The following is a 14,277-nucleotide window of genomic DNA, read 5'->3' as shown; positions in this document are numbered from 1 at the left end:
TTGGCAAAGATACGACATTTTGTATAATTGCGCCGTTTCCTTCTTATAATTTTGATATGAGCGGACGATGGATTTTCACAAAATGTAAAAACCTAATCATGAACGTCCTTCGAGGGTTTCAGAAAAACAGAAGGTCCTACTTGATGCTGACGTCTTTGACTTGAACGGGAGAGAGCGGGAGTAGTTGGGAGTTGTTGCAGATGATGGTCTGTCCCTTCTGACCTTTGACGAAGAAATAGAAACTTCTGACGAAGGACTTGCTGCGGGGGTCTGTTTCAATCAGATAGACCGAGCGAAGAAGCGGATAGTCGGCGGTGGCAATGTAATATTGATAAGGGCGGACGAACTTTTGGGCATATATTTCATCGCTCTTGCTGACTCGCATGACATTGACATCCAGCCCGCTGAAATCTGCCAAAGCACTTTCCTTTTTGGGTTTTAGCCAATCGACACCGACGATGCCGATGAGGTTGGGATTGGCTTTGACCATCTCAATGACGGAGGGATTGGTTCCTTTCTCAGAGGCAAAGACGTTTCCTTTCAACTCTTTGCCGTCGCAGAGGGAGTCTCTCATGAAACGAACCGTGCTGGAAGCTGAATGGTCAAACACAACTTTGAGTTCTCCGCTGCGCTGATGCCTCTTCAACTGTTCCCAACGAGTGATTTCGCCTCGCATGATGGCTTTGATTTCGGAAAGAGTGATGAGAGAATCTTTGTTTTCCTTGTTGACAATCAAAGCGATGGCGTCTGTGGCGACTTTGACCTGCTTGACGCCGAGGGTGTGTGACTGCACGACTTTTTTCTCGTTCTCGTCAAGCGGTCTGGTGGCGATGCAGCAACGCAGGCTGTCGTTTACCAAAAGTCTGATGACAGAATCTTCGCTGGCATAGAGCGGTTTCATGTTGGCTTCGGGATTTGCCATGCCAAAGGTCTGCACGATTTCCTCCATGATGGGTTGGAAGGTTTCGTCGATGCCGACTTTGACATCGTCCTCTGCCATCCAGTTGGATTTGCTTTTTTGCGGTTCTCCGCAGGCTGAAAGCAGGAGCGCGGCGAAAACGGCTGCGAAAAGTTCGCCTTTTCTGAAAATATTTTTCATGACGGTTTGGAAAGTCTGAGCGATTGGTGAAAATCGGCGCAAATATAGACAAAAAAGAGACGAGTAACAAAGCGTGTGCCTCATTACTCGTCTGCATTAAATTTTATTTTCGTTTATTCCGTTAAACTTAGAGGATTCTGAAGCGAACGGGAAGTCTGAACCAAACAGGCACAGGGTGACCTTGCTGCTTGGCAGGAATGAAGCGTTTCAGCTTGCGAACCACGTCAGCGGCTGCTTTGTCGCATTCCCTGGAAAGACTTCTTTCCACTTTCACAGTGCTCACAGAACCATCCACATCCACCTTGAAGCGGAGCACAACGGTTCCCTGAAGACCTTGTTCCTGAGCGATTTCAGGATAAACGACATTCTTGTTTACGAAAGCAATCAGAGCCTCTTCACCGCCGGGATAGGTTGCCGGCTGTTCCACGATGGCGTTGTCCACCACTTCAGGTTCCTTGGGAGGAACAGAAGTACCGCCAGCCTGCTGGTTATCCTTCAAGTCGTCGATGTTGATGCCGGTGCCCCCGGTTTCGTTTACGTAGTCCTGAGATGCGATGGCGAACTTACTCTTGGTGACCTCGTCCTGAGTTTTGAGTTCTTTGCTGTGGTCCACCTTGTCGTCCTCGACGATCTTCGGCACGTTGAATTGGATGGAGGATTTGACAGCCACCTTCTCCAACGGTTTTTCGTATTCGAGTTCGGGTTCCTTCTTTTTGGGCTGTTCCTTCTTGGGTTCGTCCTTCTTGAGTTGCTGGAGTTCGACCACGGAACTGTCATCGAGTCCCTTGTTCTTCTCGAGTGCAGCAACCACGGCAGACTTCACGAAGATAGCAGCCACGATGGCAATGATTGCAATGAGAACGATGATAATTGCACGGAGTTGGAATTTGCCTTTGTTTGCGCGGCTTCGATAAGCTCCGTACGCCTGGTTACGTCCTTCGAATACCATGTCGCACCATTCGCGCGACGCCAAATCTACTTTAGACATAATAGTTTACTTTGCTTATTAATTACTGCGCAGAGCCGTTTTTATAAGCTTCAATTTTCTGCTTATCTCCATCTGCAAATTTATCAATCACGTAGCGTCCAATGCTGCAGATTTGCATTTCGTCAAGCACCTGAATAAGATTATCGTAAGTAGCCTCGTCGGTTGCTTTGATAATCACGCTGGGCGTGTATTCAGCATTTTTGATTTGGCTGAGACGTTCCTTGTATTCAGCCTTGACTTTGACTTCGTCCTGAACGTTCGAAGTCTTTTTTGTTGCAAATTCAGCTTTGAGTTTCTCCACGGCTTTTACTGCTTCGGGGTTAGACTCGAGGAGCACCTTTCGTAGTCCGTTTTTGCCGTAGGTAGTTTCGAAGAGTTTACCTTCGTCAACCACGTCGGTACCGCCGTTGGGTTTACCTTTGAAGTAGTAAAGAGTGTTGTCTTTATCGATGAGGATGGTGATAGCTTTTGACGCAGCCACCTGTGTTTGATTCTCTTCTTTGACGTCTTCTTTGTCCGAAGGCATGGAGATTTCCATGGTTTGCGGTTTGAGAAGAGTGGTACAAAGCATGAAGAAAGTCACGAGGAGCATAATCATGTCCACCATCGGCGTGAAGTCCACGCGCGAGTTCATCTTCTTTTGTTTACTTCCACCTTTTTTTGCCATAATTTCAAATTTTAATCTTCAACGCCTTTGAGAGAAGTGATGAGGTTGTAGCGGTTCTCATCAATCTCGCGTAAAGAATCCATTACTCTTTTGATTACAGCGTAGGAAGTAGACTTATCAGCCTTGATAGCGATACGCATACCTTCGCCACACGCTTCACGTGCTGCAGTTACCCAAATTTTCAACTCGTTATTGACACTATCGCAAGGGATGCCTGCTTCTTTGCTTTTTGTGAGGATTTCATTTTTCACATCAGAAGCGAGCCAGCCGTGCATGGTGTTGAGTGGTGTGCCAAAAGTGGGAGCCTGTGCGAAGATTTCCACTTCGTTCGGTTCAAGGCTCAGTTTGTCGTCATCACTCATTTGCTTGGCCAATTTGCGAAGTCCATCGGGAGAGTCCATGGTCATAAATACTTTACCACTTTTTTCAACAAAGATGGTAAGCAAGTTGTTTGCGGGGATTTTGATTTCCGAAACGGACCCAGGAGTGTTCACCTTGATAGGTTCTTCCTTGACGAATGTGGCAGTCAGCATAAAGAAGGTAAGCAGCAGGACCATGACATCGCTCATTGGCGTCATGTCAATGAACGTATCTTGTTTTTTTACTTTAAAACGTCCCATGTCTTAAATACCTTTTATGCTAATTAGTGAGTTGCAGAGAAAGTTTCTACGATGGTGAAACCTACTTCGTCGAGAGAGAAAGTGAGGCGGTCGATTTTGTTAGTATAGTAGTTGTAAGCAATTACGGCGAGTGCACCGGTGGCGATACCGGAAGCAGTGTTTACAAGTGCTTCAGAGATACCGGTGGAGAGGGCTGAGGAGTCTGCGCCGCCGTCGCCACTTGCCATTGCGGAGAAGGACTTAATCATACCGAGCACCGTACCGAACAGACCGGTCAAAGTACCGAGGGTTACGATAGAACCGATGATGGGGAGGTTTTCCTGCATCATAGGCATTTCGAGAGCGGTAGCCTCTTCGAGTTCCTTCTGGATGGAGAGAATTTTCTGTTCCTTGGTGAGAACGGTGTTTTCTTCCATTTCCTTGTACTTCTTGAGGGTAGCGCCTACGACGTTAGCCACAGAACCGCGCTGCTTGTCGCAGAGAGCCTGAGCGGCAGCCATGTCGTTTTTCTTGAGGGCTTCCTTGATTTCAGCCACGAACTTCACGAGGCTGGTGCGGCCGTAAGCGTTGCGGATAGCGAAGAAGCGCTCGATGGCGAGAGCCACAACGGTGATGAGGAGAGTCCAGATGATGGGCACCACGAAACCACCTTTGTAAACTGTACCCATGAGGTTAGCCGGTTCGAGGCTGATTTCATCGGGAGTGAGGAAGGAGAAAGCATAACCGGTTTCAACACCACCCTTGAAGTTGGAGATGTTACCGAAGCCGAACAGATAGATTGCCACTGCGATTAAAGCACAAACAATAATCACAGAAAGTCCGGATTTGATGCCGGTGAAACCTTTTGATTGTTTCTTGGGCGCGCCCTTGGGGGCATTAGCATTTGTAGTTGCCATGTTTTTAAAGATTAAATGTTTAAGGTTTTAGTAATTTGGTTTTCAATAAATTGTCGGAATTAAGTTTGCGCTCTGAGCAACAAACACGGGCAAAGATATATAATTCCTCTTAATAGACTGCTCTTTGTCACCTTTTTTTAATAATATTTTTCCCGATGTGCCATTGTGCACGGACTCTGGTCTGTTTTTCCCTGCCTCCGTTCCGTTTTCCGCTCTGTACGCAACACGCGCGCTGCACTCGGGAAAACCGAAGCAGCGCGCATGTATACATTATTTAATAAGAAGCCTCAAGGGGCTCATCGGCTTGAGAGTCCTCTGGTTTCTTTTTCACTTTGCGATGTTGATGGAGGAGGAGCCAATCATCTGACCGTCGGCGAAGATGTGGACGGAGTAGTTTCCGGCGCTGAGGTACTCGCTCACGGGAACGAAGAGGGTCACGCGCTGCTCCTGTCCGGTGTATTCGATGCTCTTCACGGCGGAGTAGCCGAGTGTTCTGTTTTCATAGGTGAACGTGCCTGCCTGTCCTGCCACTTGCTGGTTGGGTTTGAGCAGACGCACATAGACGTTGCGGTGTCCGGCGGCGGCGGTCACATTCTTCGTGATGGTGAAAGAGATTCCGAACTTTGTGATGTCTTTGCTCTTCTTGGCTGTTTTTCCGTTCTTTTTGAGCGGAGAGATGGAGATGCCCGTAGCGTCAAGTTGAGCGGCGATGGCGACTTTCTCGTTCAGGGTTTGGTTCTGCTGGTTGATGCTGTTGTTTTCGGCGCGGGTGCGTTCAGCATCTGCTCTTGCCAGGTCTCTTTCTCCAATCAACACTTGGTTGAGTTGCTGTAGCGAATCGACTTGTCGGATGTAGTCTCTGAGGACTGCTCTGACGGTGGCGAGTTCTTTTTTCAGACGAAGGATTTCGGCGGAACTGGTGGCTTTCGTCTGTTTCAGTTCTTTGAGCAAAGCCTCGGCGCGGGCTTGTTCTTCGCTGAGTCGGTTGAGGAGGGAGTCATCCTTGATGCCTTTTTTGAGTTCGCCATATTGTGTGGCAAACTCGGCATACTGGTTCTCCATTTCTTTTTTGTCAAGTTCGGCGAGTTGTCTCAGTTCTTCGAGTTCTTTCTCTTTTTCAGCGAGTTTCTTGGCGTCGTCGTTGCAGGACGCAAACCCTCCGAGAAGGAGAAGAACGATGAAAAGGACGGGAAAGAATAAGTTTGTTTTCATAGGGTTTCAGGAGTTAGTCAATGATGGTGTTCCACCCGTGTTTGTCGGGTTCGATGCCATACTGAATGTTTCTCAGGAGATGATAGAGTTTCTCGGAAATGGGTCCGGGGGTTCCGTCTTTGGAGATGACGTAGCTTTTTCCGCTTTCCATGTCGTCGATTTTGCGGATAGGGCTGATGACCGCAGCCGTTCCGCAGGCGCCTGCTTCTTCAAAGGTGCTGAGTTCTTCTTCGGGAATGGGGCGCACTTCCACTTCGAGTCCCAGATCTTTTGCCAATTGCTGCAGACTGCGGTTCGTGATGGAAGGCAGGATGGAGGAAGATTTTGGGGTGACATATTTTCCGTCCTTGATGCCGAAGAAGTTGGCTGCTCCGCACTCGTCGATGTATTTCTTTTCGCGAGCGTCGAGATAGAACTCGGAAGCGTAGCCTGCTTCGTGGGCGATTTGATTGGCTTTCAGACTGGCGGCATAGTTTCCGCCGACCTTGTAGCGTCCTGTGCCGAGCGGTGCGGCGCGGTCGTAGTCTCTGATAATCACATAGTCATTGGTAGCAAATCCACCTTTAAAATAGGGTCCGACGGGAGTGACAAAGATGAGGAAGAGATATTCGTCGGTGGGGTGCACGCCGACCTGCGCTCCGGTTCCGATGAGCAGCGGGCGGATGTAGAGGGAAGCACCGCTTTCGTAGGGCGGAATGAACTTTTCGTTCAGTTTGACGACCTTTTTGACCATCTCTTCGAAGAGTTCGGTCGGCATCTCGGGCATCATGATGCCTCGGCAGGTGCTTTGCAGACGCTCGGCATTGTCTTTCACTCGGAAAGCACGGATTTTGCCATCGGGGCAGCGGAAGGCTTTCAGACCTTCAAAAGCCTCCTGACCGTAGTGCAGACAGGTGGCTGCCATGTGAATGTCTATGGTTTCAGAGGAAGAAACTTCAATTTCGCCCCAAGCGCCGTTGCGGAAGTAGCAACGCACGTTATAGTCTGTCTTCAGATAACCAAACTTCAAGTTTGCCCAATCAATGTTTTGCATGACTTCGTTATGTTTTGTTTTTGTGAGGTTGATTCACTTTAGGGGTATTCTATAAATAAGGAATAAGGAGCGTTCAAAAGAAAGTGCTTACGTTTTGGTTGCAGAGTCTTTATGAGTGATTCTTTTCTTAGCGCGTCCTTTTGTAAGTTTCATCAGTCACACAGCGCGCTATGCTTCTTTCTCCGCTGACAAAAGTTGAACTATAAAAAATCAAATCCAACTCAACCTGATTTTTTAGAACACCTCATTACCGCCACGCACGAACCCATCGCACCGGCGTAACGGTGGCAAAATTAGGTATTTTTTTTGAGTTATGCCCCGTTTGAACTAACTTCGCGCCCTTGAAGCGAGACTTTGCTGTTTATACCATATATTATAGGAGCATGACAACTTCAAAAAATGCCGCGCGCACATTCGACAAAATCACGTTTCAATATTCCTAAATCTCTCCAATCAAACCGCTCGCTGTGGTTCTTCCCGACTGACAAAAGTTCATCTCTTCTGATTCGAAAAGCGACACCATCTAATATTTAGAACTTCTTCAGAAACTTATGTACGCAATCATCATCAACGCCATTGCCGTCATTGTTGGCAGTGCCATCGGAGCCATGGCTCGCAAGGGCATCCGAGAAAAATACATCTCCGTCTTGAACACCGCCATGGGACTTGCCGCCCTCGTGCTCGGCGTGAACGTCGCGATGGAGAACATGCAGAAGACCCAATATCCCGTTCTCTTCATCTTCTGTCTCTCCCTTGGCGGTTTGCTCGGCACCGTTCTTCGCTTCGACCAACATCTTGAACGCGCCACCCGCCGCATCTCCACATCGAACTTGGCGGAAGGCATCACCACGGGCGTTCTCTTTTGCTGCGTCGGCACGCTGGCAATGATGGGACCGGTGATGAGCGCGCTCTACGATGACAACACCTACCTCATGACAGCCGCCACGCTCAATCTTGTCACCATGATTGTCTTGGCTTCTTCCTACGGTTTCGGCGTGGCGCTCACCGCCATCGCCGTGTTTGCCTGGATGGCAAGCATCTACGGCATCGCACTGCTTTCCAAAACTTTCATTTCCGAGGAACTCATCTCGGAGGTATCTCTCGTCGGCGGTGTCTTAATTGCTGCAGCCGGGCTTGGTGTGCTTCACATCAAAGACTGCAAAACCATCAACCTCCTACCCGCCCTCATCATGCCCATGATTTTCTTTGCACTCAAAGCCCTACTCGGATTTTGAGATTACACCGTTTCGCATGACTATTGGCTATTGACTGTTGCCCCTTGCCCGTTGCCCGTTGACTGTTGCCCGTTGACTGTTGACTATTGACTGTTGACTATTGACTGTTGACTATTGACTGTTGACCATTGACTGTTGCCCGTTGACTATTGACCGTTGACTGTTGACCGTTGCCCGTTGTCTCCGAAACGTGTATCTATACGTATAATAAGGGGGAAATAAAATTCTATGCAAACCCTACATAAAACCCTACACAAACCATACATTTCTCTGATTATCCAAACGTTACGCAATGTAGGATTTATGTTTCAAACCCTACACAAATCCTACACAAGAACCTACACAAACCCTACACAAAAGCATTCAAAAACTATACATAAACGTAACGCAAATCCTACACGGAAACCGACACAAACGCAACGCAAAACCCTACACAAAAGCGTTCAAAAACTATACACAAAACCTTTCACAGAGCACTCATCAACTATACACACCCCCAACATTTTGGTTTTGAACACGAAACGCGCGAAATGTTCAGAAATTAATGAGACATTTAATGAGACAATTAATGGGCATTAATGGAGAAACATTGCTTGCTAGGAGCGTACCTAAGAAAAATTAGGAGCGCACCTAAGAAAAATTAGGAGCGCACCTAAGAAAAACTAGGAGCGCACCTAAGAAAAACTAGGAGCGCACCTAAGTAAAACTAGGAGCGCACCTAAGAAAAACTGGGAGCGCACCCGGTTAAAATTTGCCTTCTTCAAATTTTTCTTTCCCTTCCTCAAATTTTTCTTTCCCTTCCTCAAATTTTTCTTTGCCTTCTTCAAATTTTTCTTTCCCTTCCTCAAATTTTTCTTTCCCTTCCTCAAATTTTTCTTAGCCTTCCCCTAATTTTTCTTAGCCTTCCCCTAAGTAAAACTGCGTGCCGGGTAGGCAAAACTTTTCTCAGCGAGGTTCCCTCGAAGAGCAAAAATGTACGATGAAAACGGCGTTTTTTGCGTTTTTACACCCGATGAGCCGAAAAGTACGATGAAAACGGCGATTTTTGCGTTTTGCGCCCAACCCTACATGTACAACTTTGTGCGCCGCGAACCCTACACTGTCCGGCGCGCAATCCTACACAATGTAGGGTTCCATGTAGGATTTTGCGACCAAACCCTACACACCTAACCCCTCTGATTTTCAAACTTTAAGTTTGTTTTGTGTAGGATTTGTAAGAAATGTATGTAGCCTTGAAAAACGTATAGGGGTGTTCTAAAAATTAGGTTGAGCTGATTTTTGATTTCTTAGAGATGAACTTTTGTCAGTGGAGGGGTGTTCTAAAAATTAGGTTGAGTTGATTTTTGATTTCTTAGAGATGAACTTTTGTCAGTTGAGGAAGGAGCATAGCGGGCTATGTGACTGACGAAACTTACAAAAGGGCGCACTAAGAAACGAAAAGCGACCAAAACGTAAGCACTTTCTTTTGAACGTTCCTTATCCCATAATTTATAGAACACCCCTATGGTGTTCTAAGTTGAAAACGCGCGGCGCGTCGCAGCCTCATTAAAGGTGAGCGGAGAAAATCGAAGTCCGGAAACCTGAGAGATTTCCGGACTTCTTGAAAAAGGATGCGGTGCTAAAAGTTAGACACCGTAGCTGAAGAGGTCAATGTAGTTGTAGAAGACGCCGCCGAGACCGAGGACAATCACGCCGAGGATGCAGAGCGCGAGTGCGAGTCGGGTGTAGTTGTCAGAACGGAAAGTCGGAATGGCTTCTCCTGCAGGTTGTTTGATGTACATTGCCTTGACGATGAGCAGATAGTAGTAGAGCGAGATGACGGTGTTTGCCAAGGCGATGAAGACGAGGAGCGGATAGCCCGCCTTGAATGCTGCCATGAAGACGAAGAACTTCGAGAAGAATCCTGCGAAGGGCGGGATGCCTGCGAGAGAGAAGAGGCAAAGCGTCATGAGGAAGGCGAGTTTCGGGTTGGTGGCGTAGAGTCCGTCGTAGTCGCTGATGAGAATCTTTCCGCTGTTTTCTTCCACGGAGGTCATAACGGCGAAAGCACCGAGGTTGCTGACCATATAGACCAAGAGATAGAAGACAAGAGCGGTCATGCCCTGTGCCGTGCCGTCCATGAGGGCAAGGACGAGATAGCCCGCCTGAGAGATGGCAGAGAACGCCATGAAGCGTTTCAAGTTGTTCTGGCGGATGGCGAAGAGGTTGGCAACGGTGATGGAGGCAACGATAATCCAATAGAGTCCGGTGTTCCAACTGTACATGAGGTCACTTGCACAGAACGCTTTGATGAAGACGGTGAGGAGCACGAAGGCTGCTGCGCCCTTTGAAATCACACTGAGGAAGGCGGTGACGGAGGTCGGTGCGCCTTCGTAGGTGTCTGCCGTCCAAAGGTGGAAGGGGACGAGGGAAATCTTGAAGCCCATGCCTGTGATGAAGAGCACGAGTCCGAAGATGGAGAAGGCAGAGCCGTCGAGGAGCACGCTAATCTCATCGAAGTAGAGCGAGCCTGTGGCACCGTAGATGAGGGAGATGCCATAGAGCAGGAGGGCACTGCTGAAGAGTGCGAGGAGAATGAACTTCGCTCCGGCTTCTGCGCTTTCGTGTTTCGTTTTGTCGAAGGCGATGAGGGCAGTCATGGGGACGGATGCCAGTTCCAGTCCGATGAAGAACATGAGGAAGTGACCGGACCCAATCATGAAATACATTCCGAGGAGTGTGAAAAGCGAAAGGAGGTAGAACTCGCCTTGCTTCACGAGGTTTTCCGGGCGTGAGAGCCATTTGTGCGCCATGAGGAAGACAATGAGAGTTCCGATGCTGAGGACGCTCTTCACGATAGTCATCATGGGCGTGTATTGATACATCCCGCCGAATGCTTCAGTGGCGTTGGCACAGGAGCAGGGCAGCAGGTTGAGCGCGGTGTGAATGCCGAGAAGGACGACGGGGAGGCAGGTGTTGTAGATGCCCTTTCCGCTTTTCTTGTCGGGACATAGAAAGAGGTCTGCCACAAACAGGATGAGGATGACTGCCAGCAGCGAGAGCTCTTCGTGCATGAGAAGAAATTGTGAGTAGTCCATATTATATTATAAAGCTGCGTGAATGTGGTTGACAATAGGCAGAACGCCGTCGTTAATCATGTCGCTCACCCAGAGCGGTGCCATGCCGAGTGCTGCCACGCAGAGAATGAGGCAGATGACGGCGAAGCGTTCGTCCCAAGTGGCGTCGGTCAGTTTGAGGTGATGCTCGTTGGTGCAAGTGCCATAGAGAATCTTGCCGACGACGCGAAGGATATAGACAGCGGTGATGACGATGGAGCAGCAGGCTGCGATGGTGAGCACACGGTGGAAGGTGTCTGCGTTTTGGAAGGAACCGACGAAGATGGTCATTTCAGCAATGAAACCGGAGAAGCCGGGGAGACCGAGGTTCGCAAGACCGGCGATGATGTAGCCCACGGAGAGGAAGGGCATGATGCGCATCAGACCGTTCAGTTCGCGGATGTCGCGAGTGTGGGTGCGACCGTAAATCATACCAATCAAAGCAAAGAAGAGGGCAGTCATCAAGCCGTGGCTCAACATCTGAAGCACCGCACCTGTGCAGGCGGTCTGATTAATCATCAAGATGGCGAAGAGCACGAGGCCGCAGTGGGACACGGAACTGTAGGCGTTGATGTATTTAAGGTCTGTCTGAACGCAGGCGGAGAAAGCACCATAGACCACGGAGATGCCGGTGAGGATGAGGAAAATCCACGACAGTTCGTTTGCGGCTTCGGGCATGAGGTACATGGCGATGCGGAAGCAGCCGTAGCCTCCGAGTTTCATGAGCACGCCGGCGTGGAGCATGGACACTGCAGTCGGGGCGGAAGCGTGACCGTCGGGGCTCCAAGTGTGGAAGGGGAAGAGTGCACCGAGGACACCGAAGCCGATGAAGGTCAGCGGGAACCAGATGTACTGCTGCGCCACGGGGATGGCGTGTGCTCCTCCGAGTTGGTTGGCGATTTCATAGAGGTTCATGGTCTGTCCTCCGGCTCCGTAGAAGATGCCGAAGATTCCGCACATGAGGAAGGCAGAACCGCCCATGAGCATGAGGGTCAGTTTCATGGCGGCATATTCTTTCTTTCCGCTTCCCCAAACGCCGATGAGGAGATACATCGGGATGAGGGCGATTTCATAGAACATGAACATAGCGAACATGTCCACGCTGATGAAGAAGCCGAAGACGCCGAGGCTCAGGAGGGTGAACCAGAGGAAATATTCTTTGGTGAGCGGTTTGAGTTGCCAGGAGGCGAAGGTGCCGGTGAAGACGATGACGGCAGAGAGCAGCAACATGGCGACGCTGATGCCATCGACTCCGACAGAGTATTTGATGTGGAGCGGTTCAAACCAGGAGAAGGAGGCTGTGTAGAGGAACTCTCCGGTTTGTCCTGCTGCGCGGTCGCCGAGGAAGGTGATGGTGAGATAGGCTGCCAAGACGAGCAGGGCACTGCTTCCGGTCACCATGACGGCGCGCACTCCCTTGATGTCACGTGCCAGCCAAAGACCGAGCAGCATGACAAGGGGGATGAGTACGAATAATGAAAGGAAATTCATGTTGGATGTATGTTTTGGGATTAACCAATCAATTTTATGCGAAAATCATGATGGCGAGCAGAGCGAGAGTGCCAAGCAGGAAGACGAAGGCGTACTTCTGCACGGAGCCGCTTTGGAATCCGCGGATGGCGGTGCTCAGACCGTTGGTGCCCCACGCCAGGAAGTTGAAGAAGCCATCCACGATGCGGCGGTCAAACTTCGCAATGGGCTTGCTGATGTGGGCAAAGATGATTCTGTGGGTGACAAACTGATAGACCTCGTCGAGATAGAAGCGCTTGTATGCCCAGCGGTGAAGTTTTTGGAACTTCTCCGCCAAAGCGTCGGCTTTGGGCTGACGTTCGCCGATGTACATGTAGGTCGCGAGGAAGATGGAGGCGACGGCGATGATGATGCTCGTGCCAGCCACGTTCCAGTCGAGGTGGATGTCATAGACCATGTTGTCGGCACTGACGAAGTGGCCGAAAGGAATGAAACCTGCGAAACAGGTCACGACGGCGAGGAACATGAGCGGGAAAGTCATGGTCAGCGGAGCCTCGTGGGGAGTGTGTTCGGCATGGAGTTCCTTGTTCTCCGTTCCCCAGAAGATGCCGAAGTAGAGGCGGAACATGTAGAACGCCGTCATGGCAGCAATGGCAGTCATAATCCAACCCATGGCGGGCATGTAGGCAAAGGCTGCGGTCAGGATTTCATCTTTCGAGAAGAAGCCGGAGAAAGGAGGAATGCCGCTGATGGCGAGGCAGGCGATGAGGAAGGTGATGTGCGTGATGGGCATATACTTTCTCAAACCGCCCATGGCTGACATTTCGTTGCTGTGAACAGCGTGGATGATGCAGCCGGCGCCGAGGAAGAGCAAGGCTTTGAACATGGCGTGGGTGAAGAGGTGGAACATGGAAGCCATGAAACCGAGAGAACCCACGTGTTCGTGACCGGTGGTGTACTCATAGCAAACGCCGAGAGAAACCATCATGAAGGCAATCTGAGAAATGGTCGAGAACGCCAGCACACGCTTGATGTCGCTTTGGCAGCAAGCCACGGCTGCAGCATAGAAGGCAGTGAAGGCGCCAATCCAAGCCACGATGTGGAGCGTGTCGGGAGCATATTCAATCCAAAGCGGGAAGAGACGCGCGATTTGGAACACACCGGCAACCACCATGGTGGCAGCATGGATGAGGGCGGACACGGGCGTCGGACCTTCCATGGCATCGGGCAACCAGATGTGCAACGGGAACATGGCACTCTTTCCGGCACCACCGATGAACATGAGGAAGAGGCTGAGGGGCAGCATGGCAGCACCTGCAGCAAAGCCTTCCTGGCTGAAGTCAAAGCCGAACGACTTGCAGTAGTAGCCGTAGATGAGGATACCGATGAGGAAGAAGAGGTCGGCGAAGCGGGTGACGATGAATGCCTTCTTGGAGGCTGCGATGGCAGCAGGCGACTGGTAGTAGAAACCAATCAAGAGATAAGAAGACACACCCACCAACTCCCAGAACATATACATTTGGAAGATGTTGGTCGCCACGACGAGTCCGAGCATGGACATGGTGAAGAGGCTGAGGAAGGCATAGTAGCGCTGGAAGCCTCTTTCGCCGTGCATGTAGCCGAAAGAGTAGATGTGAACCATCAGCGAGACGGTGGAGATGACGATGAGCATCATGACGGAGATGGGGTCAAGAAGGATGCCCATGTCAAAACTGAGTCCGTTCACGAAGAAGGGGAGCCAGGTGACGTTGTAGGGGATGAGCGTCGGGAGCGCGCCTTCTGCGGTGCGTTCGGTCAGGAAGAAATAATCGTAGGCAGTTTGGTAAGACAGCAGTGCCACTACCGCCAGCACAGCAGTGCCGACAAGACCTGCCGCTTTGTGGCTGAACCATTTTCCGAACACTCCGAGGAGGAGGAAGGAGAAGAATGGCAGCAAGAGGATGAGAATTGTTGATTCCATAG

At 50.0% G+C, this 14,277-nt stretch carries 11 protein-coding genes; 1 reads left to right on the top strand and 10 read right to left on the bottom strand.

Annotated features, from left to right (window positions below):
* Positions 1–136: 136 nt before the first annotated feature.
* The 7 genes from I6E40_RS00900 to I6E40_RS00870 form a co-directional block, all read right to left on the bottom strand.
* The gene (locus I6E40_RS00900; protein ID WP_235384965.1) at positions 137–1,099 is read right to left on the bottom strand and encodes a PstS family phosphate ABC transporter substrate-binding protein; all 963 of its coding nucleotides are present in this window, start codon (positions 1,097–1,099) and stop codon (positions 137–139) included.
* Between the two features lie 127 nt (positions 1,100–1,226).
* Complete coding sequence (locus I6E40_RS00895; RefSeq protein WP_235384964.1) at positions 1,227–2,087, bottom strand: energy transducer TonB; 861 nt, start codon at positions 2,085–2,087, stop codon at positions 1,227–1,229.
* A gap of 22 nt (positions 2,088–2,109) precedes the next feature.
* Positions 2,110–2,754, bottom strand: coding sequence for an ExbD/TolR family protein (locus I6E40_RS00890; RefSeq protein ID WP_235384963.1), 645 nt, complete (start codon positions 2,752–2,754; stop codon positions 2,110–2,112).
* Positions 2,755–2,765: 11 nt separating this feature from the next.
* Complete coding sequence (locus tag I6E40_RS00885; protein ID WP_235384962.1) at positions 2,766–3,374, bottom strand: ExbD/TolR family protein; 609 nt, start codon at positions 3,372–3,374, stop codon at positions 2,766–2,768.
* Positions 3,375–3,397: 23 nt separating this feature from the next.
* On the bottom strand, positions 3,398–4,270 hold the full coding sequence (locus tag I6E40_RS00880; RefSeq protein ID WP_235384961.1) for a MotA/TolQ/ExbB proton channel family protein: 873 nt from the start codon (positions 4,268–4,270) through the stop codon (positions 3,398–3,400).
* Between the two features lie 327 nt (positions 4,271–4,597).
* Positions 4,598–5,482, bottom strand: coding sequence for a hypothetical protein (locus tag I6E40_RS00875; protein WP_235384960.1), 885 nt, complete (start codon positions 5,480–5,482; stop codon positions 4,598–4,600).
* 13 nt (positions 5,483–5,495) lie between these two features.
* Positions 5,496–6,548: a branched-chain amino acid aminotransferase gene (locus I6E40_RS00870; protein WP_317207388.1), complete on the bottom strand. Its 1,053-nt coding sequence runs from the start codon at positions 6,546–6,548 to the stop codon at positions 5,496–5,498.
* A gap of 518 nt (positions 6,549–7,066) precedes the next feature.
* On the opposite strand from I6E40_RS00870, the gene I6E40_RS00865 reads away from it, so the two are divergent.
* Positions 7,067–7,750, top strand: coding sequence for a DUF554 domain-containing protein (locus I6E40_RS00865; protein ID WP_235384958.1), 684 nt, complete (start codon positions 7,067–7,069; stop codon positions 7,748–7,750).
* 1,625 nt (positions 7,751–9,375) lie between these two features.
* Here the strand turns inward: I6E40_RS00865 and I6E40_RS00860 are convergent.
* From I6E40_RS00860 to nuoL, 3 genes are read right to left on the bottom strand one after another with little or no spacing between them, the layout of a single operon-like run.
* A complete protein-coding gene (locus I6E40_RS00860; RefSeq protein ID WP_235384957.1) occupies positions 9,376–10,827 on the bottom strand; it encodes an NADH-quinone oxidoreductase subunit N in 1,452 nt (483 codons plus the stop codon).
* A 6-nt stretch (positions 10,828–10,833) separates the two neighbouring features.
* Positions 10,834–12,336, bottom strand: a complete 1,503-nt coding sequence (locus tag I6E40_RS00855; protein WP_235384956.1) for a NuoM family protein — start codon at positions 12,334–12,336, stop codon at positions 10,834–10,836.
* Between the two features lie 34 nt (positions 12,337–12,370).
* On the bottom strand, positions 12,371–14,275 hold the full coding sequence (nuoL, locus tag I6E40_RS00850) for an NADH-quinone oxidoreductase subunit L (RefSeq protein WP_235384955.1): 1,905 nt from the start codon (positions 14,273–14,275) through the stop codon (positions 12,371–12,373).
* Positions 14,276–14,277 lie beyond the last annotated feature (2 nt).

It is taken from the genome of Prevotellamassilia timonensis, from assembly GCF_021531665.1.
Lineage (GTDB): Bacteria > Bacteroidota > Bacteroidia > Bacteroidales > Bacteroidaceae > Alloprevotella.
Note: the sequence above shows the minus strand (reverse complement) of the source record. Positions and strands in the feature narration are given on the sequence as shown.

What these genes read in the sequence shown, in the direction of transcription:
- I6E40_RS00880 (WP_235384961.1), bottom strand. Translation starts at nt 4,270, where the DNA reads ATGGCAACTACAAATGCTAATGCCCCCAAGGGCGCGCCCAAGAAACAA.
- I6E40_RS00900 (WP_235384965.1), bottom strand. Translation starts at nt 1,099, where the DNA reads ATGAAAAATATTTTCAGAAAAGGCGAACTTTTCGCAGCCGTTTTCGCC.
- I6E40_RS00860 (WP_235384957.1), bottom strand. Translation starts at nt 10,827, where the DNA reads ATGGACTACTCACAATTTCTTCTCATGCACGAAGAGCTCTCGCTGCTG.
- nuoL (WP_235384955.1), bottom strand. Translation starts at nt 14,275, where the DNA reads ATGGAATCAACAATTCTCATCCTCTTGCTGCCATTCTTCTCCTTCCTC.
- I6E40_RS00875 (WP_235384960.1), bottom strand. Translation starts at nt 5,482, where the DNA reads ATGAAAACAAACTTATTCTTTCCCGTCCTTTTCATCGTTCTTCTCCTT.
- I6E40_RS00865 (WP_235384958.1), top strand. Translation starts at nt 7,067, where the DNA reads ATGTACGCAATCATCATCAACGCCATTGCCGTCATTGTTGGCAGTGCC.
- I6E40_RS00885 (WP_235384962.1), bottom strand. Translation starts at nt 3,374, where the DNA reads ATGGGACGTTTTAAAGTAAAAAAACAAGATACGTTCATTGACATGACG.
- I6E40_RS00895 (WP_235384964.1), bottom strand. Translation starts at nt 2,087, where the DNA reads ATGTCTAAAGTAGATTTGGCGTCGCGCGAATGGTGCGACATGGTATTC.
- I6E40_RS00855 (WP_235384956.1), bottom strand. Translation starts at nt 12,336, where the DNA reads ATGAATTTCCTTTCATTATTCGTACTCATCCCCCTTGTCATGCTGCTC.
- I6E40_RS00890 (WP_235384963.1), bottom strand. Translation starts at nt 2,754, where the DNA reads ATGGCAAAAAAAGGTGGAAGTAAACAAAAGAAGATGAACTCGCGCGTG.